The organism is Bacillus sp. ok061 (genome assembly GCF_900108285.1).
Classification (GTDB): Bacteria; Bacillota; Bacilli; order Bacillales; family Bacillaceae_G; genus Bacillus_A; species Bacillus_A thuringiensis_S.
Genome location: NZ_FNUW01000004.1, coordinates 94671 through 119811, shown reverse-complemented (window position 1 = coordinate 119811; position 25141 = coordinate 94671). Strand labels below are relative to the sequence as shown.

Genomic DNA, 25141 nt, shown 5'->3' with positions numbered 1-25141 from the left:
AAAGGAAGAACTCGCTACGGTGGGTTCTTTTTTTGTATGGATAATTTGTGCAGAAATAGTGAAGAAAATGTTAAAAAAATATGTTTTTTGTTTCATAATGGTGTAAAGATGTAGTTTTATAAGTAGTTTTGTTGAAAAAGTCGGTTTGATAAAAGTATTTATTTTTGTTAGAATTTTATTGAAATTAAGAAGATGTGATGAGGCAAAAATTACTCATTTTTATGTATATGTGAAAAAACGAGCAAGACGGGGGTGAAAGTGTGGGATATCGATGTTATAGAATGGTATACCATTTAGAAAATGGAGAAACAATTAAAGATGTAAAAGAATTTTGCTATCGAGACCAAGGAAAAGTGTTAGAAAGAGTAGCAAATCGTGTAATGGATAATAGAGAAGTGACGGCGATTGATAAACAAGGAACAATCATTTCAATAGCATGTGAGGACATTGTAAAGGTGGAACTTGATTACATAACAGAAAGTTAACCTTGAGTCATATCGAATTATTCGATAAAATAAACTGTTGAATGGTGAAGTGAGAAGAGAGGAGTTTATCATGGGTAGTACAAGACACTTTTATATGTTTATCTTAGCGTTTGTTCTTGTTGTGGCATTAACGATTTACTTAATCGTTGACAGCAGCTGGTACAACACAGTTCATCCGGCATTCCTTCTGTTTATGTATATAGGAATTGCAGTAGTAAGTTTCGGAATGAGAGACGAGATGTTAGATCGCTTTGAAAAGTGATACATATACGAAAGACCAACAGGAAAATGTTGGTCTTTTTTTCTTGCCAAAAATAGGATGATGTGTATATACTGTGTATATAAGGTATATACAGTATATACACACACTGGAGGAAAACATGAATATTATTATTTCGAATTCTTCCCAAGACCCTATTTATGTGCAAATAAGAAAACAATTAAGCCAGCTTATTTTAAATGGTGGTTTAAAGGGTGGAGACCAATTACCGTCTATTCGTAGCTTAGCGAAGGAATTGCAAATTAGTGTAATTACAACGAAGCGTGCGTACGAGGAGCTTGAAAAAGAAGGATATATAGAAACTGTTGCTGGGAAAGGGACTTATGTTTCACGTAAAAATAATGAACTATTAAAAGAACAGCGGCTACGTCTATTTGAAAGTAAGGCTGAAGAAATCGTAAAAGAAAGTAAAGTGTTGCAGCTTTCACTTGAAGAATTGCAGCAGATGATTGCGTGTTTATATAAGGGGGAATAAGAGATGTTAGAGCTAAAAAATGTTTGTAAAAGTTATGAAGATTTCGCAGTGAAAAATATAAGTTTTGCATTACCACGAGGATATATTATGGGGTTTGTCGGACCAAATGGTGCTGGGAAAAGTACAACGATCAAAATGATTATGAATTTAATTAGAAAAGATAGCGGCGATATAAAAATTTTTGGCAAAGACAATAAGAAAGCCGAAAAGGACATAAAACAAAACATTGGTTTTGTATATGATGAAAATCATTATTACGAAGATTTAACGTGTGAACAAATGAAACGTATTATTGCACCGTTATATAAAAAGTGGGACGAAAATCAATACCAATCGTATATGCACAGATTGCAAGTTCCAAAGTATAAAAAAATTAAAGAGCTATCTAAAGGGATGAAAATGAAGTTTGCGATTGCCATCGCACTTTCACATCATGCTGAGTTCATTATTATGGATGAACCAACAGCAGGATTAGATCCAGTTGTTCGAAGTGAATTACTTGATATGTTGCAAGAAATTGTAATGGAAGATGAAGTATCTGTATTATTCTCAACCCACATTACAACGGATTTAGAACGTATTGCAGATTATATTACGTTTATCAACGATGGAGAAATTATATTTACTGGTGAAAAAGATGAATTAATGGAGAACTACGTAATCGTAAAGGGAAGCAATGATTTATTAGATCGAGAAGGAAAAGAATTATTTGTTGGATTACGAAAAAATAAATTTGGTTTCGAAGGTTTAGCGAAGGATAAACAAGCAATTATCGATTGGTTTGGAAATGAGGTTGTAATAGAAAAGCCTACATTAGACGATATCATCGTTTACACTGCGAAAGGGAGAGGTGCTTATGCGTCAGCTCATCTATAAAGATTTGTTCTTTTTTCGGGTTACGTGGTTAGTCTATTTTATTATGCCCCTTGTTTTCTTTGGATTAGAGCCAGATGGTGAATTGTTATTTCCGATGAGTTGCTTACTCATAACGATATCATCTTCTATGATACTAATAGCGATGGATGAAAAAAATAAAAGTGATGTTATTATAAATAGTTTACCTGTTGGACGAAAGGATATCATTATTGCTAGATATATTTCGGGTGTAATATTCATTGTAGGTGGCATGATTTCTACTATGCTAGTTGTTTTTCTTATAAGAGGTATCGCTGTCATTGGTGATATTGGAGCTTATCATCCCAATTTGTATATTGAAATTCCTTGGTATGTAGTAGTCAGAGGTGCTGTATATTCTTTAGTTTATATTACAGCATTATTCCCGAGTTATTATGGGACAAAATCAAAAATAGTACGTGGAATATTTACAGGTGGAGCCGCTGGAATAGGTGTTATTGTTGGAATGTTTATTGGTGACGGAGAAAGCGCTACGGCATCATTCATTGATTGGATTGTGAATCCATTACATCTTGGTGTATTTATAGTTGGATTCATTACATTAGTTAGTATTTATATCGCTTCTATGTTTCTTACAATTAAAATTTATGAAACGCGTGATTTATAGAGAGGAGAATTTATATGCAGCAATTGATTTTGAAGGAGTGTTTCTTGCAGAAGAAGATGTTTCCTTTATATTTTTTAATACCTATTTTCTCTGTTTTTAGGAATCCAGTCCAACCGATGGGGATTGCAATAGGGTTATTTATAACATGTAGTACGATTATATATATTTCTTTTTATTATGAAGAGAAAAGTAAAACAGAAAAAATATTAGTGAGTCTGCCTATAACGAGAAAAGAGATAGTTATAGCTAAATATATTTCAAGTTCATTATTTATTATGGCTGGTTTGAGTACAACTTTTATAGTCATAATATTAGGAAATATTCTATTGAACAGAGATATAGTTATGCCTGGATATGCAGTACTTTCAGCAATAGTAGCAACTTTAATCTATTGTGTTGTAACGATACCTGCTAATTACATTGGAGGATATAAAGCTACTTCTGTTTTGAATGTTATTATGATTTTGCCTTTAACAGGTATGATTGGCCTTATGTGCAATATTTTTGGTGATAAAACAATTATGCTAAAAGTACTCCACTCTCAAGAGGCTACACTAGCAATGGGTGTTCTTGGTACTGGAGTGTTAGTAAGTATAGTCATATCAATGTTTCTCTCAATGAAAATGTTTCAAGAGGCAGAGTTATAGAAGGGATATTTTCATATTAGGAGGGGGAATACATGGTCAAGCAACTAATTTTAAAAGATTTCATCATTCAATGGAAATTTTTAATTTGGTACATACTGTATCCTGTTTTCTTTTATATGGCCTTAACAGATACGGAAAATCTGTTCATAATTATGTCAGTAATTATTACAATTGGGGCAACAGTAAAAACATTTGAAGCAGATAGTAAAAATGAGAGTGAAGTCATAGTGAATAGTTTCCCAATATTGAGAAAACAAATTGTGTATGCGAAATATATAGTAGCAATTATTATTCTTTTTATAAGTGTAACGGTCGGTTGTTTCACGATGGGAATGAAGAGTGGGGTTAACTTATTTGAATTTATTGAAACGACAATGGTTGCTAGTATTAGCTTTATTTTAGTGTATTTAAGTTTGGTTTTACCACTATCCTTTTGGCTAGGGTATAAGAAAACTATTTTTATTGCGATTTTTATACTAATAGCACCTATGGCTGTTTCTACTATTTTCTTTGGAATCAACCTAGAACAAATTCAGCTATATAACAGCTTGTTATTCATTGGTTCAATATGCATGTTCATAGCATCTATCTTCGTTGCAGTAAAAGTATATGAAAAAAGAGAATTTTAGAAGGTGCCTTAAAAAAGGCACCTTCTTCAATAACGACAATACGAGAGCAGTAGTTTATAAAAAGAAACGCTATTTGGTACATCTTTCGGAGTATGTAATATAAAGCTGAAAACGATGATGAGAATAAGAAATAGGAAAAATAAAAATAGGATTTGCTTATGTATAGAATTTTGCATATTATTCACTCCTTTTTTAGGTAGTATGTCCAAAAGAAAGGAGTGTATGAAAAATTTTAGGAGGGGAGAATGATGAACAAAAGAAAATGGTTATATAGAATAGGGGTACTTTTTGTTTCAATCGGTCTCATATTAGCGAATTTTTATTCAGACATACCATCACCGTTTCCTAATTTGCATAAAGGGATTTGCATAAGTATTGTCATAGGTGGTCTACTTTGTCTTATTGCATCTAACTTTTATAGAAAATCTGAATGAATACAAAAAAGGACAGTTACTCTTTTTTAGAAGAACTGTCCTTTTTAAATAACTTATTCCATAGTTTGGCGATACTCCATATAATGACAATTGCAATGGAGGCGATAATGGACCAAACAATCGATATAATTTCAAGTGTCATGTTAGGAAGGAATGTGAGAATGGATAATACTTTATGAAACAATGATTCTATTATATGAAAACTTATTTGTAATAGAATTACGATACCAAGTGTGATCCATGCTAATATTTTCTTTCCTTTTTCTTTCCACATGACATTCACCTCACGTTAGCTTAATAGTTTTAAGCCAACAGCGCCGCATAAAATGCAGCTTAAGAAAGCAAGACGACGCCAATCCGCTGATTCTCGGAAAATGAGAATGCCTAGAAGTGCACTTCCAGCAGTTCCGATTCCAGTCCAAATCGCGTAAGCAGTTCCCATCGGTAACGTGTTCATCGCAAGAGATAAGAAGAAGAAGCTTACGCCGAAGTTAGCGATTAAAATAACTTTTGGTGCCCAGCCTTTCTTTTCAGTGGCTACTTTCATAAAGAGTACACCAATAATTTCACAAATACCAGCCAGAATTAAAAATACCCAAGCCATTTTATGCAGCCTCCTTCGTTTCTTTTTCTTCTGTTACTCGTTTTAGACCAATTACTCCGAAGAAGATTAAACCGATTAATAAAACTTTTACAATAGAGAAAGGTTCTCCGAAGATGAAAATCTCTGTAAGAACGATTCCACCAGCTCCGATTCCTGTGAAGACTGCGTATACAGTGCCGACAGGTAAATCTTTATAAGCTCTAAATAATAAGACGAAACTAATTGTAATTAATAGAGCAACACCAGCCCACTCAAGTGGTGCCTCCGCTTTTTTTAGTCCAATCACCCAAAAGATTTCAATAATACCAGCGATGATTACATAAATCCATGCCATATGTCATTTCTCCTTCCTACCAGTCGTTAGGTAAAGGGCTTAAAAACGACGCATTGCAAAGGAGCAATCCGTCAGTTTGAAAGTCCGCGCCAAAATACTTTCCAAGAAGCGTCTAAACGTGTCTCAAAACGATTTAAACCTGCGTATAATAGTTCAACCATAAGACCGTCGAGTAAGCATAGAAAAGCCTCTAAGGCGTCTTTTACTTCAATGTTATGCAGCTCATCTTGTTCGCTTGCTCTTTTAAATACAGGGAATAAAAGTTTTCCGACGTTTTCAATGTGTACATTTGCTTTATTAATAATTTGTTCGCGAAATGCATCAGGCGGAAAATAAGAAGTTCGTAACCAAAACATTGATTCTTCACTTTCACCAAATCGTTTTGCATAGCCTTTTAATAATTTTAAAAGCAATTCTTCAGTGGACGAATTGGAAAAGCTTTCGATATCGCCTGTGAAGCTCTGCAAATCTTTTTGAAGAGCAGATTCTAAGCATATGAAATATAGCTCTTCTTTTCCTTTAAAGTGTGCGTAAATCGATGGTTTTTTAATCCCAACTTCTTGAGCAATATTTGCCAATGAAGTTCCTTCATAGCCGTAGCGTGCGAAATGAGAAAGTGCTACAGCTTTAATGCGGTTTGCTGTCATTTTCATCCCCTACCTACCGTTCGTTAGGTTCATTATATGAGATGAAAAATATAATGTCAATAGGTGAAGAGCTGAAAAAGAGCATTATAGGTAACGCTCTTTTTAGACAGTCTCTCGCTCAATTAAATGGAATGAAAGTTCTTTTGCACTGCCGACAATTTGCTCGCTTTGGATCTGCTTATGGAATAAAGAAAAAGCATGTGAGCCCATTGCGAGACCGGGATGTTCAATTGTGGAAATTTCTAATGCCTTTGAAATTTCATGATTATCAAATCCGAGGATAGCAAGGTCTTCAGGTACTCGAATACCATGTTTTCGAGCCTCTGTTAATAAACCAGCTGCAACTTGATCGTTCGCTGTGAAAATAGCAGTTGGACGATTTTTCATATTTAAAATATGATGGAGTATTTGTGCTCCGTCCTGCATTGTATAGCATTGGTGGAAAATCCATTCAGGATGCAACGTTTTCCCTTCGTTACGAAGTGTATCGGCGAACGCTTTTTCGCGCTCCATGGAATTTACACTTGTTTTTCTTGCTAAACAAATTCCGATTTTTTCATGGCCTCTACTTAGTAAATAGGCAGTACCGAGACGGAAACCTTCATAATGATCTACGTAGATGGATGAAATGAGGGGATGCTTCATTTTTTCACATGAAATAATAGGGGCAAATTTTGCAAAAGGTTCGATTTGTTCCCAAGAGCTCGTTCGGGAGCAAATAATCATCCCATCAAATTGTTTCATTTTCATCATTTCAAGAACACGAATTTCTTCAATGCTATCGTAATTCGTTTGACATAAATTAATGTGATATCCGGCAGCTAACGCTTCGTTTCCGATTCCTTCAATAATCGTACTGAAGTAGGGGAGGTTAATGAAAGGAAGCATAACGCCAATTGTATATGTTTTCCCTCTTATTAAATGGACAGCATTTATATTTTTTGCGTAGTTTAATTCTTCAACAGCATCTAGAACACGCTTACGCTTTTCTTCTTTTACGTAAGGGTGATTATTCAGGACACGAGAAACAGTTGATATCGATACACCAGCAGTTTTAGCAATTTGTTTTATATTGGCCATATGTATCACCTCTTTCCCTTATTATAAAGGGAAAATAATAAGAAAGAAAAAATCTTGACCTGAAAAGCTTTTCACAAACTATGGTATTAATAAGACTTCTTTTTATTCGCGTAACCTTTTCACTTGGGCGTAAGAATGATAGGGGTCTTTTTTGTTTGCAAAAAGTGTTGTCAAAATGTGTGAGAATAACGTGGAAAGTTTTCAAAGGTGGAGTTTGGTGACAAAGCGAATATGAAGAGAATATCAACGCTTCGTTCGTTAAGAGAGCGGTATGAAAGGGCGGAAACAAATTGAAAAAAAGAATCATTTGTTTCGTGTTTTCTAGTTTCATGCTTAGTTCGTGTTCGTTTCAGCAAACGATGCAAGAAGAAAAACACTTTGTGGGAACAACAGGAGGAGCTATGGATCGTGTTACGGATCCTATTCCGTTAAAGGAACTTCCAAAATATTTTCCGGTGAAGTTTAAAGTTCCAACGTTTTTACCGTACGACATTACAAGTGATGTGAAGGGTGAAGTAAGAACGCTTGGGAAAAAGAACGCTGTCTTAACGATTAAATATAAACAGCAGGAGCCAGGTAGAAATGAGTATATTGAGTTAAATGTCGCGAACTTTCCTTATAGTTTTCCGGATCTTGTGGAAGAGAAGCGATTTCAAGAACAAATGAAACTGAATAATGGAACGTCTGCTTATTTTAAAAATAAAGATGATTATGAACGTGGTGACGAATTTGCTACGCTTATATGGAAAGAGAAAGGAATTGAATATCAGCTATTGTATCGGAATGTAGAAGAGAGCGATAAAGACACGATTAAGCAAAATTTATTATACATTGCGAATAAGATGAAATGAAAAAACTAGCTGATTTATTCAGCTAGTTTTTTGTATGTTATTATTTCTTTTTAATTTTGCCTGTCCAAGATTTAAATCCACCTTGTAATTGGTAGAAATCTTTGTAGCCTTGTTTTTTTAAGTATTGCGCTGCACGACCTGTACGGAAGCCGCTTTGGCAGTACAAGTAAACAGGTTGATCTTGACGAAGTTCTTTATGGCGAAGGCGAATTTGTGATAACGGAATGTTACGTGCACCTAAAATGTGCCCTGCGTTATATTCATCTGTTTCACGAATATCGATAAGCTGTGCTTTACGGTAGCCAGCGCGAAATTCTTCTTCTGTAAGAGTTTTAATTAATTTTTTCTGATAGAAGTACATCCATACAGTGTAGCCGATGAATGCTACGATTACGGCTAATAAAATAATCCAAGTTGTTGACACGATTCTATCGCTCCCTTTTTTCTTATCCTACTTTCAATATTATAATGCCCATATGTATTTATGCAACAGATTCATTTGCATATAAGAAGAAATTTCGTATTCTTTCACAAATTTTGTCGAATTTGGTAGACTAGAGAATGTGAAAAATACTTGGTTATATGAGGTGCAGGATGGGAAAAGAAAAATGGTGTTATATTAACTCTGGTCAATGTTCACCGGCATTTAATATGGCGTTAGATGAATGTTTATTAAATTGGCAAAGTGAAAAGAAAATGCCACCAACAATTCGTTTTTATGAATGGGAAGTACCAACATTAACAGTTGGATATTTTCAACGTGTTGAAAAAGATATTAATATGGATGTAGTTAACGAAAAGAAATATGGATTCGTTCGTCGTCAAACAGGCGGCAGGGGTGTACTACATGACAAAGAGTTAACGTATAGTGTTATTGTGTCTGAAGATCATCCGAATATGCCGAAAACAGTTACAGAAGCGTATCGTGTTATTTCGCAAGGCTTATTAGATGGTTTTAAGGCATTAGGGCTAGAAGCATATTATGCAGTTCCAAAAACAGAAGCAGATCGTGAAAATTTAAAAAATCCACGTTCAGGCGTATGTTTTGATGCACCATCTTGGTATGAAATTGTAGTGGAAGGAAGAAAAATTGCTGGTAGTGCTCAAACACGTCAAAAAGGTGTTATTTTACAGCATGGATCGATTCCATTAGAAATTGATTTAGATGAACTATATGATCTATTTTTATTCCCAAATGAACGTGTGAAGGAACGTATGAAAAGTATGTTTTCTTCTAAAGCGGTAGCAATTAATGAATTAACAGACCGTACATTTACGATAGAACAGTTAATTAAAGCTTTTGAAGTTGGCTTTGAAAAAGGATTGGATGTAGAACTTGTTCCATATGAATTAACAGAAGAACAGTTACATGAAGTTCAAACGTTAGCGAAAGAAAAGTATGAAAGTAATGAGTGGAATTATAAAAAATAAGAGATGGCAATTGCCACCTCTTATTTTTTTATAGTAAATTAAGTACTTTTTCTACTTTGATTCCTTTATCTTGTAAAGAACGAAGGCGACTTACAACGTCCATAATTTCTTTGTCAAATGTAACGCTAATACCTTGGCTTTGTAGTTCTTCTTTTAAGCTTTCAATAGAATCATCTATGTCGATGCCAAGCTCGTAATCTTGACAAACTTCAATTGTCTTTTTCACGAGTTTAACATAATTTTCTTGTAGTTTTGAATTTGTTTCAGTCAAAGCAGGCTGCTTCGGTTTTGCAGGGGCAACCGGTGCTGTTTCTTGCTTTGTAACTGGAGTAGGGACTACTTTTTTCACAGGTGCTGGAGTAGTTAGTTCTACAGCCACTTCTACACTTACTGGCTTCGGTGTCGGTACCGGAGTAGGCTTAGGTGCCATAGCAGGTGTTTCCACACGCGTAACAGGCTTAGGAGCGGGTGTAATTGCTTTTGGAGCTTCTACAACTACTTCTTTTTTCGGCGCTGCTTCTACCTGTGTTTCTTCTTGCTCGGCAGCGTCTTTATTTTCTTTACTCCACATAACGCGTTCAATTTCTAGAGAAACATTGTTTTTGTTCATCGCTGTTAATGTAACTTTACCAACTTCAGCGTTTCCAGTGAAATCAACAATTTTATAAATAACACTCTTGTTCCAATCCACGTTTCCGCTCAAAAATAATTCTTCGTTACATTTCGGCGTTAAGCCCTCGATTTTAATTTCTGCGTTTACACCGTTTTCACTATATACCATAATTAGCGAAGCATTTACATCTTCGTCTGCTAACATTAGTTCACGTACCATTTTGCCGGTGCGTACTTGCGTTTTCTTCTTAACTGACATCTAATTTCTCCTCTCAAAAATTCAGTAATAATAAAAAAATCGTATAACGAAAAATAATTGCTCACGAAGATTTATGATACCGATAATAAAAGCATCACGTCAACAATTAACTTTAATTATTTTGCATTTTTCTTATTTTCTTTATGAAATTTTTCAATTTGTAAAATTAGACAGAAGAAAAAACAGCCTTTTGAAGGGCTGTTAAAAATTTGATTTTTTATATAGTAATTTATATAAAATAAACATGTAAAAATACAGATGCGCAAAATGGGGTAGCGAACGCGAATCCAAATAGAATTCTTCTTTTCCAATTTATTTTTTGATTAAAGGAGTAACGCTTTAATAAATATAAAATAAGCAGTATTCCTAGAATAATTAGTGAAACAGAAAAAGTAGTTCCAGGGATACTAAAAACTGGGGTTAATTGTTCCGCAGTATTTCCAAAGGTTGAAATAAAAAACGAAACAATTGCATCGATTCCAAACTGTATAGCAAGAAGCAAGCTAACAACAAAACCGATTGAAGAAGTTTTTTCTAATTTTGTTTGGGATGGTAAAGCTGATATAAGTTCATCGCAATAAGATTGTAAATCACTACCGAAAATGTCATAAGCGCTTTTATTTTCTGTTTGTGCTTCGATGAGGTGATCTAATATTTCTAGTAACAGTTCCTCCATTTGTTGCTCAGGTACGTTTGATATTCGAAGATATACTAACATATCGCCATAAGCAGCTTCGTTTTCGGAAGTTAGAAGCTCACGTTTTTTATTATTCAATTCAATCATGTCTTGTGCATTCATTCCTATCACTCCCCCTGTAATAAGTTATTTACCGTAGTAGAAACCATTCCCCAGCTTTGTTTAAATTCTTCAAGTTGTTCTAATCCTTTAGTGGTTACGTGATAATATTTTCGCTTTGGACCGAGTGAGGAAGCTTTTAATGTTCCTTCAATCAATTTTTCTTTTTGCATACGTAACAATAACGGATATATGCTCCCTTCGCTTACGAATGTAAAGCCGTGTTTATTTAATTTTGTGCTCAGTTCATATCCGTACACTTCTTCTTGTGAAATGATGTATAGGATGCAACCTTCGAGCACACCTTTTAACATTTGGCTGTGCATGATTTTACCACCTTTTATTTTAGGTAACTTGCATTGCAAGGTAGATGTTATCCAAATTATAACATTCAGTAACTTGCAACGCAAGTTACTGAAGTGGAAAACTTTAATGAGTGTTAATTTTTCAATGCTTCCCATACTAACGAGAGGAGGGAAGCGTATGAAACCATTTATGCCAAAACTCGTTTACTTTGAACCAAAGGCACTTGAATATCCACTTGGAAAAGAGCTTTATGAGAAGTTTACGAAGATGGGATTAGAAATTCGTGAAACGACATCACATAATCAAATTAGAAATTTGCCAGGAGAAAATGATTTGCAAAAGTATCGTAATGCAAAGGCTACACTTGTCGTTGGAGTGAGGAAGACGCTAAAGTTTGATACGTCAAAACCGTCAGCTGAATATGCAATTCCGCTCGCAACAGGGTGTATGGGACATTGTCATTATTGCTATTTGCAAACGACACTTGGGAGTAAGCCTTACGTTCGTGTGTATGTCAATCTTGATGAAATATTTGAGAAGGCAAAGCAATATATGGATGAAAGGGCACCTGAAATAACAAGATTTGAAGCAGCGTGTACATCAGACATTGTTGGAATTGATCATTTAACACATGCATTAAAGCGGGCGATTGAATTCATTGGAGAAAGTGAATATGGGTGCTTACGTTTCGTCACGAAATATTCGCACGTTGATCATTTATTAGATGCAAAGCATAATGGGAAAACTCGTTTTCGATTTAGTATAAATTCACGATATGTAATTAAAAATTTTGAACCAGGGACATCGCCGTTTGAGGAGCGAATAAAGGCGGCACGTAAAGTAGCAGGTGCAGGTTATCCACTTGGTTTTATAGTTGCGCCACTTTATATGCATGAAGGATGGGAAGAAGGATACCGTGAACTATTTGAGCGACTGTACAATGCGCTGAAAGATATGACGATACCAAATTTAACGTTTGAATTAATTCAGCATCGTTTTACGAAACCAGCGAAAAAGGTTATTCAAGAGCGTTATCCAAATACGAAACTTGAAATGGATGAAGAGAAGCGGAAGTATAAATGGGGACGATATGGCATCGGAAAATATGTATATAAAAAAGATGATGCAGCAGTGTTGGAAGAAACGATAAGAGTGTATATAAATGAGTTTTTTCCTAATGCAGAAATACAATACTTTACTTAAGAGGAGTCTGTATGCAAATACAGATTCTTTTTTGTTTTATATATTTAGGCTCGTTTCCACCTTGTCACGTTATTCTTTCTGGTGTATCATTTTATTGATTGCTTCGTACGGAATAAGCAAAATGAACTTGGATGGAGGAAACCGATGCCTACCCCTAGTATGGAAGATTATATTGAACAAATTTATTTGTTGATTGATGAAAAGGGTTATGCCCGCGTATCTGATATTGCTGAAGCGCTTAGTGTACATCCATCCTCTGTAACAAAAATGGTGCAAAAATTAGACAAAGATGAATATCTAATTTATGAAAAATATAGAGGGCTTGTATTAACAACAAAAGGTAAAAAAATCGGAGAACGTCTCGTATATCGTCATGACTTGCTAGAGCAATTTATGCGTATTATCGGTGTGGATGAAGGTAAGATTTACAATGATGTAGAAGGAATTGAACATCATTTAAGTTGGGAAGCGATTGATCGCATTGGTGATTTAGTGCAATACTTTGAACAAGATGCAGTCCGAGTGGAAACACTTCGCGGTGTTCAAAGAGCAAATGAAGAGAAAAGTAATTAAGGGGAACGTATGGCGTTTCCTTTTTTATTTCAATTCGAAAAGGATGGGAGAATTATGAAAGCAATTATTTTTGATTTTGATGGATTAATTGTGGACACAGAAACGATATGGTTTCACTCTTTCAGAGATGCTGTTCGTGAATACGGTGGAGAACTACCTTTAGAGGAATTTGCGAAATGCATTGGAACAACAGATGAGGTACTTTATGCATATTTAAATGATCAATTAAAAGAGAAGTTTAACAAAAGTGCATTAAAAGAAAAAGTGGCAACTTTACATAAAGAGAAAATGAAAATACCAGAAGCTCGTGACGGGGTAAAAGAATATTTAGAAGAAGCGAAAGAAATGGGATTAAAAATCGCACTAGCTTCTAGTTCGTCTAGAGAATGGGTTATTCATTTTTTAGAAGAGCTACAGATTCGAGATTATTTTGAAGTCATTAAAACGAGAGAAGATGTTGAGAAGGTAAAACCAGATCCAGCTCTTTATCGAGTTGCAATAGAAGAATTAGGAATTAAGCCGTCTGAAGCTATTGTATTTGAAGATTCATTAAATGGATTGAGAGCAGCAATTGCAGCGGGATTAACGTGCGTTGTGGTACCTAATGATGTGACACGGAATTTACCATTTGAAAATCATCATCTTCGAATTGAAAGTATGAGAGAGAAAAGTTTAAAAGAAGTGCTTCAAAGTATAAAAAAAGACCGTACTTCCTAAAAGGAAGCACGGTCTTTCTTTTTGCTTTTTTTGCCTTCAATGACAGTTAAATGAGACTGTTTTCTTTTTCGTTTCAAAGTGGAAGAATTCCCTTTTTTACTTTTGTCATTAGAAGTATTTGACTTAAAGAAAGAATTGCCTAGGGGTGCTACATTTTGTTTCCCATGTTTGCGGTTCGATTGTTTTGCCGCACGCTTATATGAGCTTTGCGAATTTGCAGAACCACTGGAATTTGTAAACATCTTGTATAGCAAGTAAAAGATACCGACAACAAGTAACATGTACCCGATATTTCTTAATACACCCATGGGATTTGTAATAACAGATGAAACAAGGCCGAATATTGCCAATCCGATAATAAGCACAAATATAGCGAAAGTAAACGAACGACCGTTCATAAGGGACACCTCCTAAAAACGTATATTAAAATTAGTATATTAACGATGAGGAAAGGAGTTGAACACCATTTTTAAATAATTATTGTTTGTTCTCTAAACGTAATAATTCTTCAAACGATGCAATTGCTACTTCCACTTGATCATCTGTTGGTTCTTTCGTTGTTAATAGTTGTAGCCATAATCCAGGATATCCAAGTACGCGTAATACGGGAATATCTCGTAATCGATTTGTAAATTGCAATACTTCAAAAGAAATACCAAGTACAACTGGAATTAATAAAATTCTGTTTATAACTCGTGCCCAAAGAGGATCTGTAGGGACTAGGAAATAAACGAACATTCCAATAATGACTGTAAATATAATAAAGCTACTGCCGCATCTATAATGGAGACGAGTTTGCTTTTGAACGTTTTCTACAGTCAGAGGAAGGTCATTCTCGTAAGCATTGATTACCTTATGCTCTGCACCGTGATACTGAAATACCCGCTTAATAAGTGGGGTTAAAGAAATAAAGTATATATAGCTCAATAATAGCATGAGCTTAATGACACTTTCGACAATGATTTGCCCAGTATGGGATGGGAAAATCGGTCTTGTTAATTCAGCTAATAGTGCAGGAACTGCTGTGAAAATGACTTTACCGAATATGAAAGATAAAACGCCAACGGCTGCAACTCCTAATACCATCGTTAATTTTGATTGTTCTTCTTTTTTATTTGCAATTTGTTCATCATCTTCTGGGTGGACGTCAAATCGTTCAGAAGCGAAGTTTAAATGCTTTGCTCCATTCGCACTTGCATCCACAATAGCGGCAATCCCTCGTAAAAATGGAATTTTTTTTAGGATAGATAATACTTTATTGCGAACGCGTGGTAATCGATAAAATTCAATCGATTTATCTTTACGACGAACCGCTGTAACAGTATATTCTCTACCGCCAAACATAACTCCTTCTATGACCGCTTGCCCGCCATATATTTGTTTTGACTCTTCTGCCATGTTAACACCAACCTGTATTTGTTTCTCTCTTATGTAGAAAAAGAGGCAATTGTCATACTGGGTTCTGTCGTTTTGAAATAAGACAATCACCGAGTTTCCTTTATTTTATCGGCAAATACAAGTAGATGACAAGGGAAAATGTTATGAGAGTCGGACATTTCTTATTCTTTTTATAGACAAATTTCGCAGGATTTAAACATGCTTCAAAATAGTTTCGGGCATACTATTGAGCGGAGGTGTCGATGTGAGTCAAGAACAATTAGGAACAAGGAATTTTGTGCAGATCGGTTTGTTTGGTGGAATCTTTTGGGGCGGGATATGGTATTTCCTTCATATATTTTCATTCACGGAGGCGGGACCGAATTATTTCCTTTTACCATTTGCGTTTGGAAGTTGGAAAGAGGGTGTATGGGGCAATGTGTCCGGAATAGTGTGTATGGGACTTCTTTCAATTTTGATTTCCTTTTTATATAAAGCATTTTTTGCAAAGTTTGAAGGGATTATTGCGGGAATTATTTATGGGCTATTTTGGTGGGTATTACTGTTTTTGGGGATGGGTTTAATGGCCCCTGTTATTAAAAGTGCGCTTCATTTACCAAAAGAGACAATTGTAACGACAATATGTATTTTTATATTGTATGGTGTGTTTATAGCATATTCTGTTTCTTATGCAGTAAATAGCAATAAAGCAGAACAAGAAGGGCAAGAGAAGACGAACTATTCAAATAAGTAACTCCTATGTTAAAATAGTGTATAGATATTTAATATTAAGGAGTTTTAAGAATATGAAAAAGTTACTCCTCGTAAACGGTCCTAACCTAAATCGCCTCGGTGTTCGTGAGGTAAATGTATATGGAAAGGGCACGCTAGCGACACTTGAAGCAGATATGAAGCAAGAAGCAGAAACAATGGGAGTGGAGTTAGAATGTTTCCAATCGAATCATGAAGGTGCCATTATCGACATTATTCATGAAGCGGAAGATATATATGAAGGGATCATTTTAAACCCGGGAGCATTTACGCATTATAGCTATGCGATTCGTGATGCCATTGCGAGCATTTCGATTCCTGTTATTGAAGTACATATTTCTAACATTCATCAGCGTGAATCGTTCCGTCACGAATCTGTGACGGCAGCTGTTTGTGCAGGACAAATTGTTGGATTTGGTTTTTATGGCTATAAGTTAGCGTTATTTGCATTAATGGAGAAATTGAGGGAGGCATAAAGTAATGGAGAAAATTGAAAGATTACGAAGTGCGTTTGATGAGGCTGGCATTGACGGTATTTTGTTAACAAATGAACATAGTCGTAGATATATGGCTAACTTCACAGGAACAGCAGGCGTTGTTCTTATTTCAAAAGATCGTGCTCAATTTATTACAGATTTCCGTTACGTCGAGCAGGCAAGTAAACAAGCGGTTGGATATGAGATTGTACAGCACGCAGGATTAATCATTGATGAAGTGGCAAAGCAAGTGAAAGAGCTTGGAATTCAAAAGCTTGGTTTTGAGCAAGATACTCTTACATATAGTTCTTATTCAGCGCATAAGGAAGCGATTGATGCTGAATTTATCCCGACTTCTGGACTTGTAGAAAAGTTACGCTTGATAAAGACTGATTCAGAGATTAAGATATTAAAGGAAGCTGCACAGATTGCAGATGCTGCCTTTGAGCATATTCTATCATTCATTCGCCCGGGAGTATCTGAAATTGAAGTGTCAAATGAACTTGAATTTTTCATGAGAAAACAAGGAGCAACATCTTCTTCGTTTGATATTATCGTTGCTTCAGGTCTTCGTTCGGCATTACCGCACGGCGTGGCATCTGAAAAAGTGATAGAAACAGGAGATTTCGTTACATTAGACTTCGGCGCTTATTACAAAGGATATTGCTCTGATATTACTCGTACGATTGCAGTCGGTGAACCATCTGATAAATTAAAAGAAATTTATAATATCGTTTTAGAAGCACAACTACGTGGTGTGAACGGTATTAAAGCTGGTTTAACAGGTCGCGAGGCTGATGCGCTAACGCGTGATTACATAACGGAAAAAGGATATGGTGAATACTTTGGACACTCCACTGGTCATGGAATCGGTCTTGAAATCCATGAAGCACCAGGTTTAGCGTTCCGTTCTGATACAGTACTTGAACCAGGTATGGCTGTAACAGTAGAACCAGGTATTTATATTCCAGGTATTGGCGGCGTACGTATTGAAGATGATATCATTGTGACAAGTGAAGGTAATGAAGTAATTACGAAATCACCAAAAGAACTTATTATTTTGTAATACACAGGAGGATTTTTTTACATGATTTCAGTAAACGATTTTCGTACAGGTTTAACAATTTCAGTGGACAATGCCCTTTGGCAAGTACTTGATTTCCAACACGTAAAGCCAGGTAAAGGTGCTGCATTCGTTCGTTCTAAACTACGTAACCTTCGCACAGGATCTGTTCAAGAGAAAACATTCCGTGCAGGTGAGAAAGTAGAAAAAGCACACATCGAAAACCGTCGTATGCAATACTTATACGCAAGCGGTGAGGCTCACGTATTTATGGATAACGGAACTTATGAGCAAATCGAGCTTGGTGAAAACCAAATCGAGCGCGAGCTTAAATTCCTAAAAGAAAACATGGAAGTAGCAATTATGACTTACCAAGGCGAAGTACTTGGTGTTGAGCTTCCAAATACAGTTGAATTACAAGTTACAGAAACAGAGCCTGGTATTAAAGGTGATACTGCTTCTAACGTAACAAAACCAGCTACATTAGAAACTGGTCTTGTTGTACAAGTACCAATCTTCATTAACGAAGGCGAAATGCTTATCATCAACACTGGTGAAGGTAAATACGTTTCTCGTGCATAGTAAAAAAGCACTCGTGATTATCACGAGTGCTTTTTTTTATAGGAAATAGGGTAGATAGTAAATAGCTGTTATTATAAAACTGAAAGCTGTAAGACTAGCAGCACCTACTGTGTAAGGGCTCCATGTCATATGAAAAGGTTTTACTTCACCTGTTTTATATATAGTGTGATCAATGTTGGCATTTTGGTTTACATTTAAAGCAATGAGCCAAATTGTACCGAATATCCCTAAGCTACCGAGGAAAAAGGTCTCTATAAATGACCAACCGACCAATAATGAAAAAAGATAAATAAGAGCTAATTCTACTACAACGGTTAAACTAATTTTCAATGCCTTCATGTTTTTCCTCCTCACTCTGTAATTCCAACCAGTTTAAAAAATTTTCACGTGACACGACATGCAGAGAGCAAGGCGACCTTACTTCTTTTTCTATTGCGGCGTGTTCATCTGGAAACTTGTTTTCCACGTGCAATGAAATATAAGGTAGTTTTTCTTGTGCTTTTAATGAGCGGATATTATTCGTCTTAGCACCAGCAAATACGCAGGAAAGTTGTAAGTCTAAAAAGGCGATTTTAAAGATTTCTTTTTTTGCAGCCTCGTTATAGCCTTTTCCCCAGTACGGATAGCCGAGCCAACTACCAATGTGAGATTGTTTCTTCTCATTATTAATATGTTTAAGTGTGGTAAGGCCAATTATTTCATTCTCTTCATTCACAACCATTCTCGATAAGGATTTCTTTTGGCGCTCTTCTTCTATTGCGAAAAGAAGAAATTTTTTCGTGTTTTCGATGTTTTCTACCGTTATCCCCAATGCATTTTTTATATGTGGATCACTTGATAGCTCGAAAATCACATTTGTATAGCGTAAATCTAGTGGTAATAAAGTAACGTGCTGCATGGTTTATACCCCTTTTAAACTAAATGTACCATAATATACCATAAAATAATATGAATATTCAGATTAGAATGCGATCTTTAGAGAAAAATTATGTTTTTACTTCTGAAATAGACAACCTCTGCATATGGTTGTACAAATATATTCTTTTTTAGAATACGAAGTTAGTAACTGTTACGGGAGAAGGTGGAAGAATGAAACAGTGGCTAGCGGCAATGGAAACATCCGTGCTTGTTATGGGAGCACTTCGATTATTTTCAGGTAGTGCGGAGATATTTGCTGCTTTGCTTATGCTTTATGTGAATGATGCGAAGAAAGCGTTGTTTATAAATGGTATGTTAGCGTTTGTTGGACCTACCGTATTAATTTTAACAATGACAATTGGGATAGCGAGTGTAGCAAGTGAAATTTCTTTCTTGAAGCTCTTTTTTCTAGCGCTTGGAATTTGCTGTATTTTTATCGCATTACTGAAATAGTAAGTCGAGTATAGTGGGGAGAAGCCGATGAAAGAGGTATTAGAAGTTTTACCAAAAACGATGAAGTACTTAATTGAAGAATGTAAGCAATACGATGCTTTAGAGGAAATTCGTGTTCGAATTGGAAGACCGCTAGAGTGTATTGCACACGGAAAGGTATTTTTTTATGACTATATCACTACTGCAGAGGATGCTATTTATTTATTGAATAAGTTAAGTCAATTCTCAATTTATACGATGGAAGAGGAATTAAAACGTGGGTATGTGACGCTTCGCGGGGGGCATAGAATCGGGTTAGCGGGAAAAGTCATTACAGAAAAAAGCGCAGTGAAAATGATTCGTGATGTCTCTTCCTTTAATATTCGTATTGCTCGTCAAAAAATAGGGATTGCTGAACCGCTTTTGGCATATTTGTATGAAAAAAGGTGGTTAAACACGATGGTAATTGGCCCCCCGCAAACGGGAAAAACGACACTTTTAAGAGATGTAGCACGTTGCATGAGTCAAGGGGTAAGTGCTTCGGAAATTCCTTCCTGTAAAGTGGGGATCGTTGATGAACGGTCAGAAATTGCTGGCTGTGTGAAAGGGATCCCGCAATATGATTTTGGTACCCGAGTCGATGTGTTAGACGCATGTCCAAAAGCAGAAGGAATGATGATGATGATTCGTTCTATGAGTCCTGATATTTTGATCGTAGATGAAATTGGCCGTAAAGAAGATAGTGAAGCAATTATGGAGGCAGTGCATGCAGGTGTTCAGCTTTTTATAAGTGCACACGGATTCTCCTATGAGGATGTTGTGAAACGCCCATCGTTAAAGGCAGTGCTGGAGCTTGGGATATTTGATAGGTTTGTGGAGCTATCAAAAGCGAGGGGTCCAGGAACGGTTATGCAGGTGAAAGATAAATATGGAAAACCAGTGTTATCAAATAGAAAGGCTGAGGGCGTATGGTGAAAATATTCGGTGCAGTGTTAATCGTTGCGGTCAGCACCTTTTTCGGGTTTTCATACGCTAAAAGATATAGTGAGAGGCCGAGGCAACTTAGATTATTAAAATCAGCACTTCAATCATTAGAGGCAGAAATTATGTATGGACACACACCTTTATCTGAGGCTGCCGAGCGATTAGTTAAACAAATGCCAAAGCCATTAAATTGGATCTTTCAAAGTTTTGCTAAAAAACTAGAAAGTGGAGAACAAACAGTGAGGGAAGCTTGGATAGATAGTTTGAAAGAGAATTGGAAGTTGACGGCTTTTCAACAAACCGAGTATGAAATACTGCAGCAATTTGGTGAAACGCTCGGGCAACATGATCGTGAATCACAACAAAAACATATTCGCTTATGTATTACACATTTGGAGAGAGAAGAAGAGGAAGCAAAAGCTTTACAACTGCAATACGAGAAAATGATCAAGAGCTTAGGGGTACTAGCAGGGCTGCTTATTGTAATTTTACTGCTATAGGGGGGGAGAAAGGCGATGTCCATTGATGTTGGATTAATATTTCAAATCGCCGGAATCGGCATTGTTTTAGCTTTCATTCATACTGTACTAAAAGAATTGAAGCGTGAGGATATTGCAAATTGGGTTATCCTTGTCGGTTTTGTCGTCATTTTATTTCATGTTGCATTTTTAATTAATACGCTATTCGACAAGATTAAAAGTGTCTTTCTCTTCCAGTAAAGGAGGCGGTTCGAATCGAAATTATACAAATTGTCGGATTAGGCCTCGTTGCTACGTTTTTAGCTGCTGTTTTGAACCAGCATAAATCTAGCATTACATCTTTATTTATTGTGTTCGTAGGTAGCGTGATGTTTCTTATTTTAATTGATCAAATTCATTCTATTTTACAAATGATTGAGAGAGTAGCGAGTGAAGCGAAAGTTAGTAACGTCTATGTGGAAACGTTACTAAAGATTATTGGAATTGCTTATATTGCTGAGTTTGGAGCCCAAATTACAAAAGATGCTGGTCAAGGTGCCATCGCTTCGAAAATTGAACTTGCTGGGAAAATCCTCATTCTCGTTATGGCAATTCCTATTTTGACGGTTGTAATTGAAACTATTCTCGGATTTTTACCGACGGGATAAGGGGGAGTGAATGTTGAGGAGGTTTGGAGCTAAGCTGCTATTTGCTTGCTTCCTTTTCTTTTCTTTACCGGTTGTTGTACAAGCTTCTCCTGTAGAAACAAACGTCGTTGATCAACAATTGGATAAGCTCGGAATTGAAGATGTGAAGCAATTTTGGGACGGGCTTGTTACAAAATATGGAGGCTATTTGCCAGAGAGTCAAAAAGGGAGTTTTATGGAGTTTGTAAAGGGAGAAAAAGAATTCTCTCTAAAAGAGTGGATGATAGGGTTATTAAAATATTTATTTCATGAGCTTGCAGCTAATGGAAAACTGCTTGGCACACTTATTATGCTCACAATCTTTAGTGCATTGTTGCAATCACTGCAATCCGCTTTTTCAAAAAGTAGCGTAAGTAAAATTGCTGATGCTGTTGTATATATGGTACTTATTATTTTTGCTTTAAATAGTTTTTATGTCGTTATGACATATGCAAGAGAAACGATACAAACAATGGTAGATTTCATATTAGCATTATTGCCAATTTTGCTGGCGCTTATAGCAACTGGCGGGGGAGTTGTATCTGTATCGTTTTTTCATCCGGTTATCATTTTCTTAATGAATACGAGTGGGCTTCTTATGAATTATATCGTTCTACCACTTTTATTACTGGCAACGATATTAAGTATTGTAAGTACAATGAGTGATCAATATAAAGTGACGAAATTGTCCAAGCTTCTGCAAAATGTTAGCGTTGGGATTATCGGTATCTTTTTAACGATTTTTTTAGGAGTATTATCTGTACAAGGAACAGCAACAGCCGTTGCTGATGGAATAGCTGTGAAAACTGCTAAATTTGTAACAGGAAACTTCATTCCAGTAGTTGGAAGGATGTTTACAGAAGCGGCAGATACTGTTATCAGCGCATCAGGATTATTGAAAAACACAGTCGGAATTATTGGGCTCGTCATTTTATGCTTAATTGTTGCTTTTCCAGCGATTCAAATTTTCTGTATCGCATTTATTTATAAATTCGCAGCAGCAGTATTGCAACCGGTTGGCAGCGGAGCAATTATTCAATGCTTAGACATTATTGGACGAAGCATCATTTACGTATTTGCTTGCTTAGCTATCGTATCATTTATGTTCTTTTTAAGTATTACAATTATTATTGCTGCGGGGAATATTACACTTATGATGCGGTAGGAGGTGAAGAGTATGCAATTTGTTACAGAGTGGATTAGAAATATTATCGTTTTTTTGCTCTTAGCGACAATGCTTCATCTTATTCTTCCAAATTCGAATTTGCAAAAATACGTTAAATTTGTTGTAAGTCTTTTGTTAGTTGTATTAATTTTAACGCCTCTTTTTAAACTATTGCAGACAGATGTAAATGAAGTAATTGCAAATTTTAATGAAGAAAAGTACGTAGCAGAAGGATCTGTAAAAAATTCAATAGATTCGAAGAAAAAAGAAATACAAGCTCTAACACGTGCATATAGTTTAGAAGAGATGGCTACCAAAATGAAAAAAGAAGTAGGAAAAGAGTTTGAGAAAAAGTATGGTATGACTGTCTCTGAAATACAAATAGTCGCAGCAGAAAATACAGAAGAAGTAAAGTCAGCGAAAGATATTCAATCTGTTGTTGTGACGTTGAAAGAAAAAGAACGCAGTAAAAATGATGCAATCGAAACAGTAAAGCCAATTGAAATTAATACGAAAGAGCCTCCAAAAAAAGTGGAAGAAACGAATGTGGAAATGAAAGATTTCTTTTCAAGCAGGTGGCAACTAGAGGGTAAACAAATCCAAGTTCAAATGGAAGGGAGGACAGGTAGAGTAAATGGACAATAAAGATAAAAATTCGAAGTTCTCATTTTTTCGAAACTTATTGAATGGGGATCAAAAAGAAAGCAACGAGAAGGGTAAAAAGGTAACACCTAAGTTTTTACTTGTCCTACTCATACTTGGAATTTTGCTTATGTTTTCTAGTAGTCTCTTTTCAAGTAAAAAAGAAGAAGTACCTGTATTTAAAGAACAAAAAACTCAAAACCAAGAAAAAGACGTACCAACTTTCGGACAAAAAAATAATGATAGTATGTCAAATGTAGAAAAATATGAAAAAGCGTATGAACAAGAATTAAAAGCTGCTTTAGAAGAAATAGCAGGAGTAAAAGACGTAACGATTAAAGTGAATTTAGATTCATCTGAAGAAAAAATTTTAGAAAAAAATACAGTGAAACGCTCACAAACAACAGGTGAAACAGATAAAACAGGCGGTAAAAGAGAAGTAGAGGACGAGTCTCTTGATGAAAAGACTGTCATTATACGTGAAGGGGATAAAGAAACTCCTGTTGTTTTACGAACAGAGAAGCCGAAAGTACGTGGTGTTCTTGTCGTAGCAAAGGGAGTGGATAATATACAAGTTAAAGCAATGGTAAAAGAAGCTGTGATAAGGCTGCTAGATGTACCGGCCCATCGCGTTTCAGTTTCACCGAAAAATTGATAGGGAGGAAATAAAGTGTTAAAAAAACAAACAGTTTGGCTATTAACGATGTTAAGTTTAGTTGTTGTACTATCTGTGTATTACGTGACAACTCCTGACAAAATGAATACAGCATCGCCGGCAACAGGTGAAAAGATTGGACAAGAAAAACAAGGTACTGATAAAGCAGTAACAAACGAAGCACCTAAAGAAACCCCGAAAAAAGAAAATACAAGCAAGGAAACAACAAATAAAGAAACAACGAATAAAGAAACAGACAAAAAAGAAAATACTAAAAAAGAAACAAGTAAAAAAGAGGGTAATGTATCAGTTCAATCAAGTGATGAGAATTTCACAGCTTTACGTATGCAAATGGAAGATCAACGTAGTGAAGCGAAAGCAAAATTACAAGAAGTGATGAATTCTTCGAAATCTTCAGCAACAGAAAAGAGTAAAGCGAAAGATAACTTTGATGCAATCACTACAATGGAAACGAAGCAAGAATTACTTGAGACAGTAATTAAATCTCAAGGAGGATATCCAGATGCTCTTGTAAGAGCTGATGGTACAGATATTAGAGTAACGGTTAAAGCGGCAAAACATTCACAGAAAGAAGCAAATAAAATTATTCAACTTGTAAGAAGTGAAGGCGGATCAAAAGATGTAGGTGTGAAATTTGATCCACCAGCGAAATAAGTGAAACTTTAATCCGTAGGGGTTTCCCTGCGGATTATTACCTTTTACTAAGCAAAGGGTATGCAAATAGTGAAATAGAGTATGTAAGTAAACGTGTTAATAGAAAAAAGCTATCATTTTCGATAGCTTTTTTCTATTTTGTCTTTGTAGTTATTTTTACTATGTTCAACTCGGAATGGAGAAACACGTTGTGAGTAAAAGATTAATGGTTCATGGTACTGATGATTACTTTTTCCGGATTTGACGTGGATGCAAAGAACGCATGCCCAAACGATTACGGCAGGTAAAAAGAGAATGAGCCATATCATATTTCCACACCTCGGCACAATATATTTTCTACACTTTGAACATACTATTCTTATATGAAGGAAT

At 35.7% G+C, this 25141-nt stretch carries 39 protein-coding genes and 1 pseudogene; 26 read left to right on the top strand and 14 right to left on the bottom strand.

All coding sequences use genetic code 11. The annotated features are described in order from the left end of the window. Positions 1-281: 281 nt before the first annotated feature. The 8 genes from C4S65_RS07530 to C4S65_RS07490 all read left to right on the top strand — a co-directional run bounded on the left by C4S65_RS07530 (position 282) and on the right by C4S65_RS07490 (position 4472). A complete protein-coding gene (locus C4S65_RS07530) occupies positions 282-485 on the top strand; it encodes a DUF3929 family protein (RefSeq protein ID WP_000262496.1) in 204 nt (67 codons plus the stop codon). A gap of 70 nt (positions 486-555) precedes the next feature. Beyond that, positions 556-747 carry a hypothetical protein gene (locus tag C4S65_RS07525; protein WP_000535933.1) on the top strand — a complete coding sequence of 64 codons (192 nt, stop codon included), beginning with the start codon at positions 556-558 and terminating at the stop codon, positions 745-747. 118 nt (positions 748-865) lie between these two features. Next, on the top strand, positions 866-1240 hold the full coding sequence (locus C4S65_RS07520; protein ID WP_001021348.1) for a GntR family transcriptional regulator: 375 nt from the start codon (positions 866-868) through the stop codon (positions 1238-1240). A 3-nt stretch (positions 1241-1243) separates the two neighbouring features. Continuing rightward, positions 1244-2116, top strand: coding sequence for an ABC transporter ATP-binding protein (locus tag C4S65_RS07515; protein ID WP_000891285.1), 873 nt, complete (start codon positions 1244-1246; stop codon positions 2114-2116). Then, positions 2097-2762, top strand: a complete 666-nt coding sequence (locus C4S65_RS07510) for an ABC-2 transporter permease (RefSeq protein WP_001249442.1) — start codon at positions 2097-2099, stop codon at positions 2760-2762. The genes C4S65_RS07515 and C4S65_RS07510 overlap by 20 nt, the downstream gene beginning before the upstream one ends. A gap of 14 nt (positions 2763-2776) precedes the next feature. Continuing rightward, positions 2777-3409 (top strand): ABC-2 transporter permease, encoded by a 633-nt coding sequence (locus tag C4S65_RS07505; RefSeq protein WP_001186539.1) that lies wholly within the window; start codon positions 2777-2779, stop codon positions 3407-3409. A gap of 32 nt (positions 3410-3441) precedes the next feature. Further along, positions 3442-4038 carry an ABC-2 transporter permease gene (locus C4S65_RS07500; RefSeq protein ID WP_000240633.1) on the top strand — a complete coding sequence of 199 codons (597 nt, stop codon included), beginning with the start codon at positions 3442-3444 and terminating at the stop codon, positions 4036-4038. Between the two features lie 248 nt (positions 4039-4286). Beyond that, positions 4287-4472, top strand: a complete 186-nt coding sequence (locus C4S65_RS07490; protein WP_001042452.1) for a hypothetical protein — start codon at positions 4287-4289, stop codon at positions 4470-4472. Between the two features lie 16 nt (positions 4473-4488). Here C4S65_RS07490 and C4S65_RS07485 read toward each other — a convergent pair whose 3' ends face one another. The 5 genes from C4S65_RS07485 to C4S65_RS07465 form a co-directional block, all read right to left on the bottom strand. Beyond that, positions 4489-4746, bottom strand: coding sequence for a DUF3975 family protein (locus C4S65_RS07485; protein WP_000265369.1), 258 nt, complete (start codon positions 4744-4746; stop codon positions 4489-4491). 15 nt (positions 4747-4761) lie between these two features. Next, positions 4762-5076 carry a multidrug efflux SMR transporter gene (locus C4S65_RS07480; protein WP_000312623.1) on the bottom strand — a complete coding sequence of 105 codons (315 nt, stop codon included), beginning with the start codon at positions 5074-5076 and terminating at the stop codon, positions 4762-4764. 1 nt (position 5077) lies between these two features. Continuing rightward, complete coding sequence (locus tag C4S65_RS07475) at positions 5078-5410, bottom strand: multidrug efflux SMR transporter (RefSeq protein ID WP_000312340.1); 333 nt, start codon at positions 5408-5410, stop codon at positions 5078-5080. Between the two features lie 71 nt (positions 5411-5481). Then, positions 5482-6063: a TetR/AcrR family transcriptional regulator gene (locus C4S65_RS07470; RefSeq protein ID WP_002005730.1), complete on the bottom strand. Its 582-nt coding sequence runs from the start codon at positions 6061-6063 to the stop codon at positions 5482-5484. Positions 6064-6159: 96 nt separating this feature from the next. Then, positions 6160-7137, bottom strand: coding sequence for a LacI family DNA-binding transcriptional regulator (locus C4S65_RS07465; protein WP_001273979.1), 978 nt, complete (start codon positions 7135-7137; stop codon positions 6160-6162). 314 nt (positions 7138-7451) lie between these two features. Between C4S65_RS07465 and C4S65_RS07460 the strand changes: the two genes are divergently transcribed. Next, positions 7452-7988, top strand: a complete 537-nt coding sequence (locus tag C4S65_RS07460) for a DNA polymerase III subunit delta (RefSeq protein WP_140337959.1) — start codon at positions 7452-7454, stop codon at positions 7986-7988. Positions 7989-8028: 40 nt separating this feature from the next. On the opposite strand, the gene C4S65_RS07455 is transcribed toward C4S65_RS07460, so the two are convergent. Then, on the bottom strand, positions 8029-8412 hold the full coding sequence (locus C4S65_RS07455; protein WP_000108654.1) for a rhodanese-like domain-containing protein: 384 nt from the start codon (positions 8410-8412) through the stop codon (positions 8029-8031). Between the two features lie 170 nt (positions 8413-8582). Between C4S65_RS07455 and C4S65_RS07450 the strand changes: the two genes are divergently transcribed. Continuing rightward, positions 8583-9419: a biotin/lipoate A/B protein ligase family protein gene (locus C4S65_RS07450; RefSeq protein WP_000514081.1), complete on the top strand. Its 837-nt coding sequence runs from the start codon at positions 8583-8585 to the stop codon at positions 9417-9419. A gap of 28 nt (positions 9420-9447) precedes the next feature. Here the strand turns inward: C4S65_RS07450 and C4S65_RS07445 are convergent, their stop codons facing one another. The 3 genes and pseudogenes from C4S65_RS07445 to C4S65_RS07435 all read right to left on the bottom strand — a co-directional run bounded on the left by C4S65_RS07445 (position 9448) and on the right by C4S65_RS07435 (position 11412). Then, positions 9448-10290 carry a hypothetical protein gene (locus C4S65_RS07445; RefSeq protein WP_000111892.1) on the bottom strand — a complete coding sequence of 281 codons (843 nt, stop codon included), beginning with the start codon at positions 10288-10290 and terminating at the stop codon, positions 9448-9450. Positions 10291-10510: 220 nt separating this feature from the next. Next, positions 10511-11089, bottom strand: a pseudogene (locus C4S65_RS07440) (hypothetical protein); the annotation flags it as partial. 5 nt (positions 11090-11094) lie between these two features. Further along, positions 11095-11412, bottom strand: a complete 318-nt coding sequence (locus C4S65_RS07435; RefSeq protein ID WP_061666298.1) for a PadR family transcriptional regulator — start codon at positions 11410-11412, stop codon at positions 11095-11097. Positions 11413-11569: 157 nt separating this feature from the next. Between C4S65_RS07435 and splB the strand changes: the two genes are divergently transcribed. From splB to C4S65_RS07420, 3 genes are all read left to right on the top strand, one after another. After that, positions 11570-12595 (top strand): spore photoproduct lyase, encoded by a 1026-nt coding sequence (gene splB, locus C4S65_RS07430; protein WP_061666299.1) that lies wholly within the window; start codon positions 11570-11572, stop codon positions 12593-12595. 144 nt (positions 12596-12739) lie between these two features. Beyond that, on the top strand, positions 12740-13168 hold the full coding sequence (mntR, locus tag C4S65_RS07425) for a transcriptional regulator MntR (RefSeq protein ID WP_001143082.1): 429 nt from the start codon (positions 12740-12742) through the stop codon (positions 13166-13168). Between the two features lie 54 nt (positions 13169-13222). Continuing rightward, positions 13223-13885: an HAD family hydrolase gene (locus C4S65_RS07420; protein WP_061666430.1), complete on the top strand. Its 663-nt coding sequence runs from the start codon at positions 13223-13225 to the stop codon at positions 13883-13885. Here the strand turns inward: C4S65_RS07420 and C4S65_RS07415 are convergent. Both C4S65_RS07415 and C4S65_RS07410 read right to left on the bottom strand, forming a co-directional pair. Beyond that, positions 13882-14283 carry an SA1362 family protein gene (locus C4S65_RS07415; protein ID WP_001014463.1) on the bottom strand — a complete coding sequence of 134 codons (402 nt, stop codon included), beginning with the start codon at positions 14281-14283 and terminating at the stop codon, positions 13882-13884. The two genes, C4S65_RS07420 and C4S65_RS07415, sit on opposite strands and share 4 nt — an antisense overlap. 79 nt (positions 14284-14362) lie before the next feature. Next, positions 14363-15283, bottom strand: coding sequence for a DUF1385 domain-containing protein (locus tag C4S65_RS07410; protein ID WP_000807119.1), 921 nt, complete (start codon positions 15281-15283; stop codon positions 14363-14365). Between the two features lie 244 nt (positions 15284-15527). Here C4S65_RS07410 and C4S65_RS07405 point away from each other — a divergent pair, with 244 nt between their 5' ends. The 4 genes from C4S65_RS07405 to efp are packed head-to-tail and all read left to right on the top strand — an operon-like array spanning position 15528 to position 18154. After that, on the top strand, positions 15528-16016 hold the full coding sequence (locus C4S65_RS07405) for a YqhR family membrane protein (protein ID WP_000076887.1): 489 nt from the start codon (positions 15528-15530) through the stop codon (positions 16014-16016). 52 nt (positions 16017-16068) lie between these two features. After that, entirely contained in the window at positions 16069-16509 is a 441-nt protein-coding gene (aroQ, locus tag C4S65_RS07400; protein ID WP_000735140.1) for a type II 3-dehydroquinate dehydratase, read from the top strand. 4 nt (positions 16510-16513) lie between these two features. Then, a complete protein-coding gene (gene pepQ, locus C4S65_RS07395) occupies positions 16514-17575 on the top strand; it encodes a Xaa-Pro dipeptidase (RefSeq protein WP_000411037.1) in 1062 nt (353 codons plus the stop codon). A gap of 21 nt (positions 17576-17596) precedes the next feature. After that, complete coding sequence (gene efp, locus C4S65_RS07390; RefSeq protein WP_000626517.1) at positions 17597-18154, top strand: elongation factor P; 558 nt, start codon at positions 17597-17599, stop codon at positions 18152-18154. A gap of 36 nt (positions 18155-18190) precedes the next feature. On the opposite strand, the gene C4S65_RS07385 is transcribed toward efp, so the two are convergent. Both C4S65_RS07385 and C4S65_RS07380 read right to left on the bottom strand, forming a co-directional pair. Beyond that, positions 18191-18493 (bottom strand): hypothetical protein, encoded by a 303-nt coding sequence (locus tag C4S65_RS07385; protein ID WP_000645575.1) that lies wholly within the window; start codon positions 18491-18493, stop codon positions 18191-18193. Further along, positions 18474-19052 (bottom strand): GNAT family N-acetyltransferase, encoded by a 579-nt coding sequence (locus tag C4S65_RS07380; protein ID WP_001165001.1) that lies wholly within the window; start codon positions 19050-19052, stop codon positions 18474-18476. Before C4S65_RS07380 ends, C4S65_RS07385 begins: the two co-directional genes overlap by 20 nt. A 191-nt stretch (positions 19053-19243) precedes the next feature. Here C4S65_RS07380 and C4S65_RS07375 point away from each other — a divergent pair, with 191 nt between their 5' ends. Genes C4S65_RS07375 through C4S65_RS07335 form a run of 9 tightly spaced genes read left to right on the top strand, consistent with a single transcriptional unit; the run spans position 19244 to position 24769 of the window. Then, entirely contained in the window at positions 19244-19525 is a 282-nt protein-coding gene (locus C4S65_RS07375) for a YqhV family protein (RefSeq protein WP_000816050.1), read from the top strand. Between the two features lie 27 nt (positions 19526-19552). Then, positions 19553-20479: a stage III sporulation protein AA gene (gene spoIIIAA / locus C4S65_RS07370; RefSeq protein WP_000665904.1), complete on the top strand. Its 927-nt coding sequence runs from the start codon at positions 19553-19555 to the stop codon at positions 20477-20479. Beyond that, on the top strand, positions 20473-20988 hold the full coding sequence (gene spoIIIAB / locus C4S65_RS07365) for a stage III sporulation protein SpoIIIAB (RefSeq protein ID WP_000238702.1): 516 nt from the start codon (positions 20473-20475) through the stop codon (positions 20986-20988). Before spoIIIAA ends, spoIIIAB begins: the two co-directional genes overlap by 7 nt. Before the next feature lie 15 nt (positions 20989-21003). Beyond that, entirely contained in the window at positions 21004-21207 is a 204-nt protein-coding gene (spoIIIAC, locus tag C4S65_RS07360; protein ID WP_000020914.1) for a stage III sporulation protein AC, read from the top strand. A gap of 23 nt (positions 21208-21230) precedes the next feature. Further along, positions 21231-21614, top strand: a complete 384-nt coding sequence (gene spoIIIAD, locus C4S65_RS07355) for a stage III sporulation protein AD (RefSeq protein ID WP_077393170.1) — start codon at positions 21231-21233, stop codon at positions 21612-21614. A 10-nt stretch (positions 21615-21624) separates the two neighbouring features. Beyond that, a complete protein-coding gene (spoIIIAE, locus tag C4S65_RS07350) occupies positions 21625-22797 on the top strand; it encodes a stage III sporulation protein AE (protein ID WP_000946111.1) in 1173 nt (390 codons plus the stop codon). A gap of 12 nt (positions 22798-22809) precedes the next feature. Beyond that, entirely contained in the window at positions 22810-23442 is a 633-nt protein-coding gene (spoIIIAF, locus tag C4S65_RS07345; RefSeq protein WP_001161037.1) for a stage III sporulation protein AF, read from the top strand. Next, positions 23432-24094 carry a stage III sporulation protein AG gene (spoIIIAG, locus tag C4S65_RS07340; RefSeq protein WP_000368887.1) on the top strand — a complete coding sequence of 221 codons (663 nt, stop codon included), beginning with the start codon at positions 23432-23434 and terminating at the stop codon, positions 24092-24094. The genes spoIIIAF and spoIIIAG overlap by 11 nt, the downstream gene beginning before the upstream one ends. Before the next feature lie 15 nt (positions 24095-24109). Further along, on the top strand, positions 24110-24769 hold the full coding sequence (locus C4S65_RS07335; RefSeq protein ID WP_000914712.1) for a SpoIIIAH-like family protein: 660 nt from the start codon (positions 24110-24112) through the stop codon (positions 24767-24769). A 113-nt stretch (positions 24770-24882) separates the two neighbouring features. On the opposite strand, the gene C4S65_RS07330 is transcribed toward C4S65_RS07335, so the two are convergent. Beyond that, the gene (locus tag C4S65_RS07330; RefSeq protein WP_003309905.1) at positions 24883-25077 is read right to left on the bottom strand and encodes a hypothetical protein; all 195 of its coding nucleotides are present in this window, start codon (positions 25075-25077) and stop codon (positions 24883-24885) included. Between the last annotated feature and the right edge of the window lie 64 nt (positions 25078-25141).

Coding starts and splice junctions, on each gene's coding strand:
- C4S65_RS07530 (WP_000262496.1), top strand. CDS start 282: ATGGTATACCATTTAGAAAATGGAGAAACAATTAAAGATGTAAAAGAA.
- C4S65_RS07525 (WP_000535933.1), top strand. CDS start 556: ATGGGTAGTACAAGACACTTTTATATGTTTATCTTAGCGTTTGTTCTT.
- C4S65_RS07520 (WP_001021348.1), top strand. CDS start 866: ATGAATATTATTATTTCGAATTCTTCCCAAGACCCTATTTATGTGCAA.
- C4S65_RS07515 (WP_000891285.1), top strand. CDS start 1,244: ATGTTAGAGCTAAAAAATGTTTGTAAAAGTTATGAAGATTTCGCAGTG.
- C4S65_RS07510 (WP_001249442.1), top strand. CDS start 2,097: ATGCGTCAGCTCATCTATAAAGATTTGTTCTTTTTTCGGGTTACGTGG.
- C4S65_RS07505 (WP_001186539.1), top strand. CDS start 2,777: ATGCAGCAATTGATTTTGAAGGAGTGTTTCTTGCAGAAGAAGATGTTT.
- C4S65_RS07500 (WP_000240633.1), top strand. CDS start 3,442: ATGGTCAAGCAACTAATTTTAAAAGATTTCATCATTCAATGGAAATTT.
- C4S65_RS07490 (WP_001042452.1), top strand. CDS start 4,287: ATGAACAAAAGAAAATGGTTATATAGAATAGGGGTACTTTTTGTTTCA.
- C4S65_RS07485 (WP_000265369.1), bottom strand. CDS start 4,746: ATGTGGAAAGAAAAAGGAAAGAAAATATTAGCATGGATCACACTTGGT.
- C4S65_RS07480 (WP_000312623.1), bottom strand. CDS start 5,076: ATGGCTTGGGTATTTTTAATTCTGGCTGGTATTTGTGAAATTATTGGT.
- C4S65_RS07475 (WP_000312340.1), bottom strand. CDS start 5,410: ATGGCATGGATTTATGTAATCATCGCTGGTATTATTGAAATCTTTTGG.
- C4S65_RS07470 (WP_002005730.1), bottom strand. CDS start 6,063: ATGAAAATGACAGCAAACCGCATTAAAGCTGTAGCACTTTCTCATTTC.
- C4S65_RS07465 (WP_001273979.1), bottom strand. CDS start 7,137: ATGGCCAATATAAAACAAATTGCTAAAACTGCTGGTGTATCGATATCA.
- C4S65_RS07450 (WP_000514081.1), top strand. CDS start 8,583: ATGGGAAAAGAAAAATGGTGTTATATTAACTCTGGTCAATGTTCACCG.
- C4S65_RS07445 (WP_000111892.1), bottom strand. CDS start 10,290: ATGTCAGTTAAGAAGAAAACGCAAGTACGCACCGGCAAAATGGTACGT.
- C4S65_RS07435 (WP_061666298.1), bottom strand. CDS start 11,412: ATGCACAGCCAAATGTTAAAAGGTGTGCTCGAAGGTTGCATCCTATAC.
- splB (WP_061666299.1), top strand. CDS start 11,570: ATGAAACCATTTATGCCAAAACTCGTTTACTTTGAACCAAAGGCACTT.
- mntR (WP_001143082.1), top strand. CDS start 12,740: ATGCCTACCCCTAGTATGGAAGATTATATTGAACAAATTTATTTGTTG.
- C4S65_RS07420 (WP_061666430.1), top strand. CDS start 13,223: ATGAAAGCAATTATTTTTGATTTTGATGGATTAATTGTGGACACAGAA.
- C4S65_RS07415 (WP_001014463.1), bottom strand. CDS start 14,283: ATGAACGGTCGTTCGTTTACTTTCGCTATATTTGTGCTTATTATCGGA.
- C4S65_RS07410 (WP_000807119.1), bottom strand. CDS start 15,283: ATGGCAGAAGAGTCAAAACAAATATATGGCGGGCAAGCGGTCATAGAA.
- aroQ (WP_000735140.1), top strand. CDS start 16,069: ATGAAAAAGTTACTCCTCGTAAACGGTCCTAACCTAAATCGCCTCGGT.
- pepQ (WP_000411037.1), top strand. CDS start 16,514: ATGGAGAAAATTGAAAGATTACGAAGTGCGTTTGATGAGGCTGGCATT.
- efp (WP_000626517.1), top strand. CDS start 17,597: ATGATTTCAGTAAACGATTTTCGTACAGGTTTAACAATTTCAGTGGAC.
- C4S65_RS07385 (WP_000645575.1), bottom strand. CDS start 18,493: ATGAAGGCATTGAAAATTAGTTTAACCGTTGTAGTAGAATTAGCTCTT.
- C4S65_RS07380 (WP_001165001.1), bottom strand. CDS start 19,052: ATGCAGCACGTTACTTTATTACCACTAGATTTACGCTATACAAATGTG.
- C4S65_RS07375 (WP_000816050.1), top strand. CDS start 19,244: ATGAAACAGTGGCTAGCGGCAATGGAAACATCCGTGCTTGTTATGGGA.
- spoIIIAA (WP_000665904.1), top strand. CDS start 19,553: ATGAAAGAGGTATTAGAAGTTTTACCAAAAACGATGAAGTACTTAATT.
- spoIIIAB (WP_000238702.1), top strand. CDS start 20,473: ATGGTGAAAATATTCGGTGCAGTGTTAATCGTTGCGGTCAGCACCTTT.
- spoIIIAC (WP_000020914.1), top strand. CDS start 21,004: ATGTCCATTGATGTTGGATTAATATTTCAAATCGCCGGAATCGGCATT.
- spoIIIAE (WP_000946111.1), top strand. CDS start 21,625: ATGTTGAGGAGGTTTGGAGCTAAGCTGCTATTTGCTTGCTTCCTTTTC.
- spoIIIAF (WP_001161037.1), top strand. CDS start 22,810: ATGCAATTTGTTACAGAGTGGATTAGAAATATTATCGTTTTTTTGCTC.
- spoIIIAG (WP_000368887.1), top strand. CDS start 23,432: ATGGACAATAAAGATAAAAATTCGAAGTTCTCATTTTTTCGAAACTTA.
- C4S65_RS07330 (WP_003309905.1), bottom strand. CDS start 25,077: ATGATATGGCTCATTCTCTTTTTACCTGCCGTAATCGTTTGGGCATGC.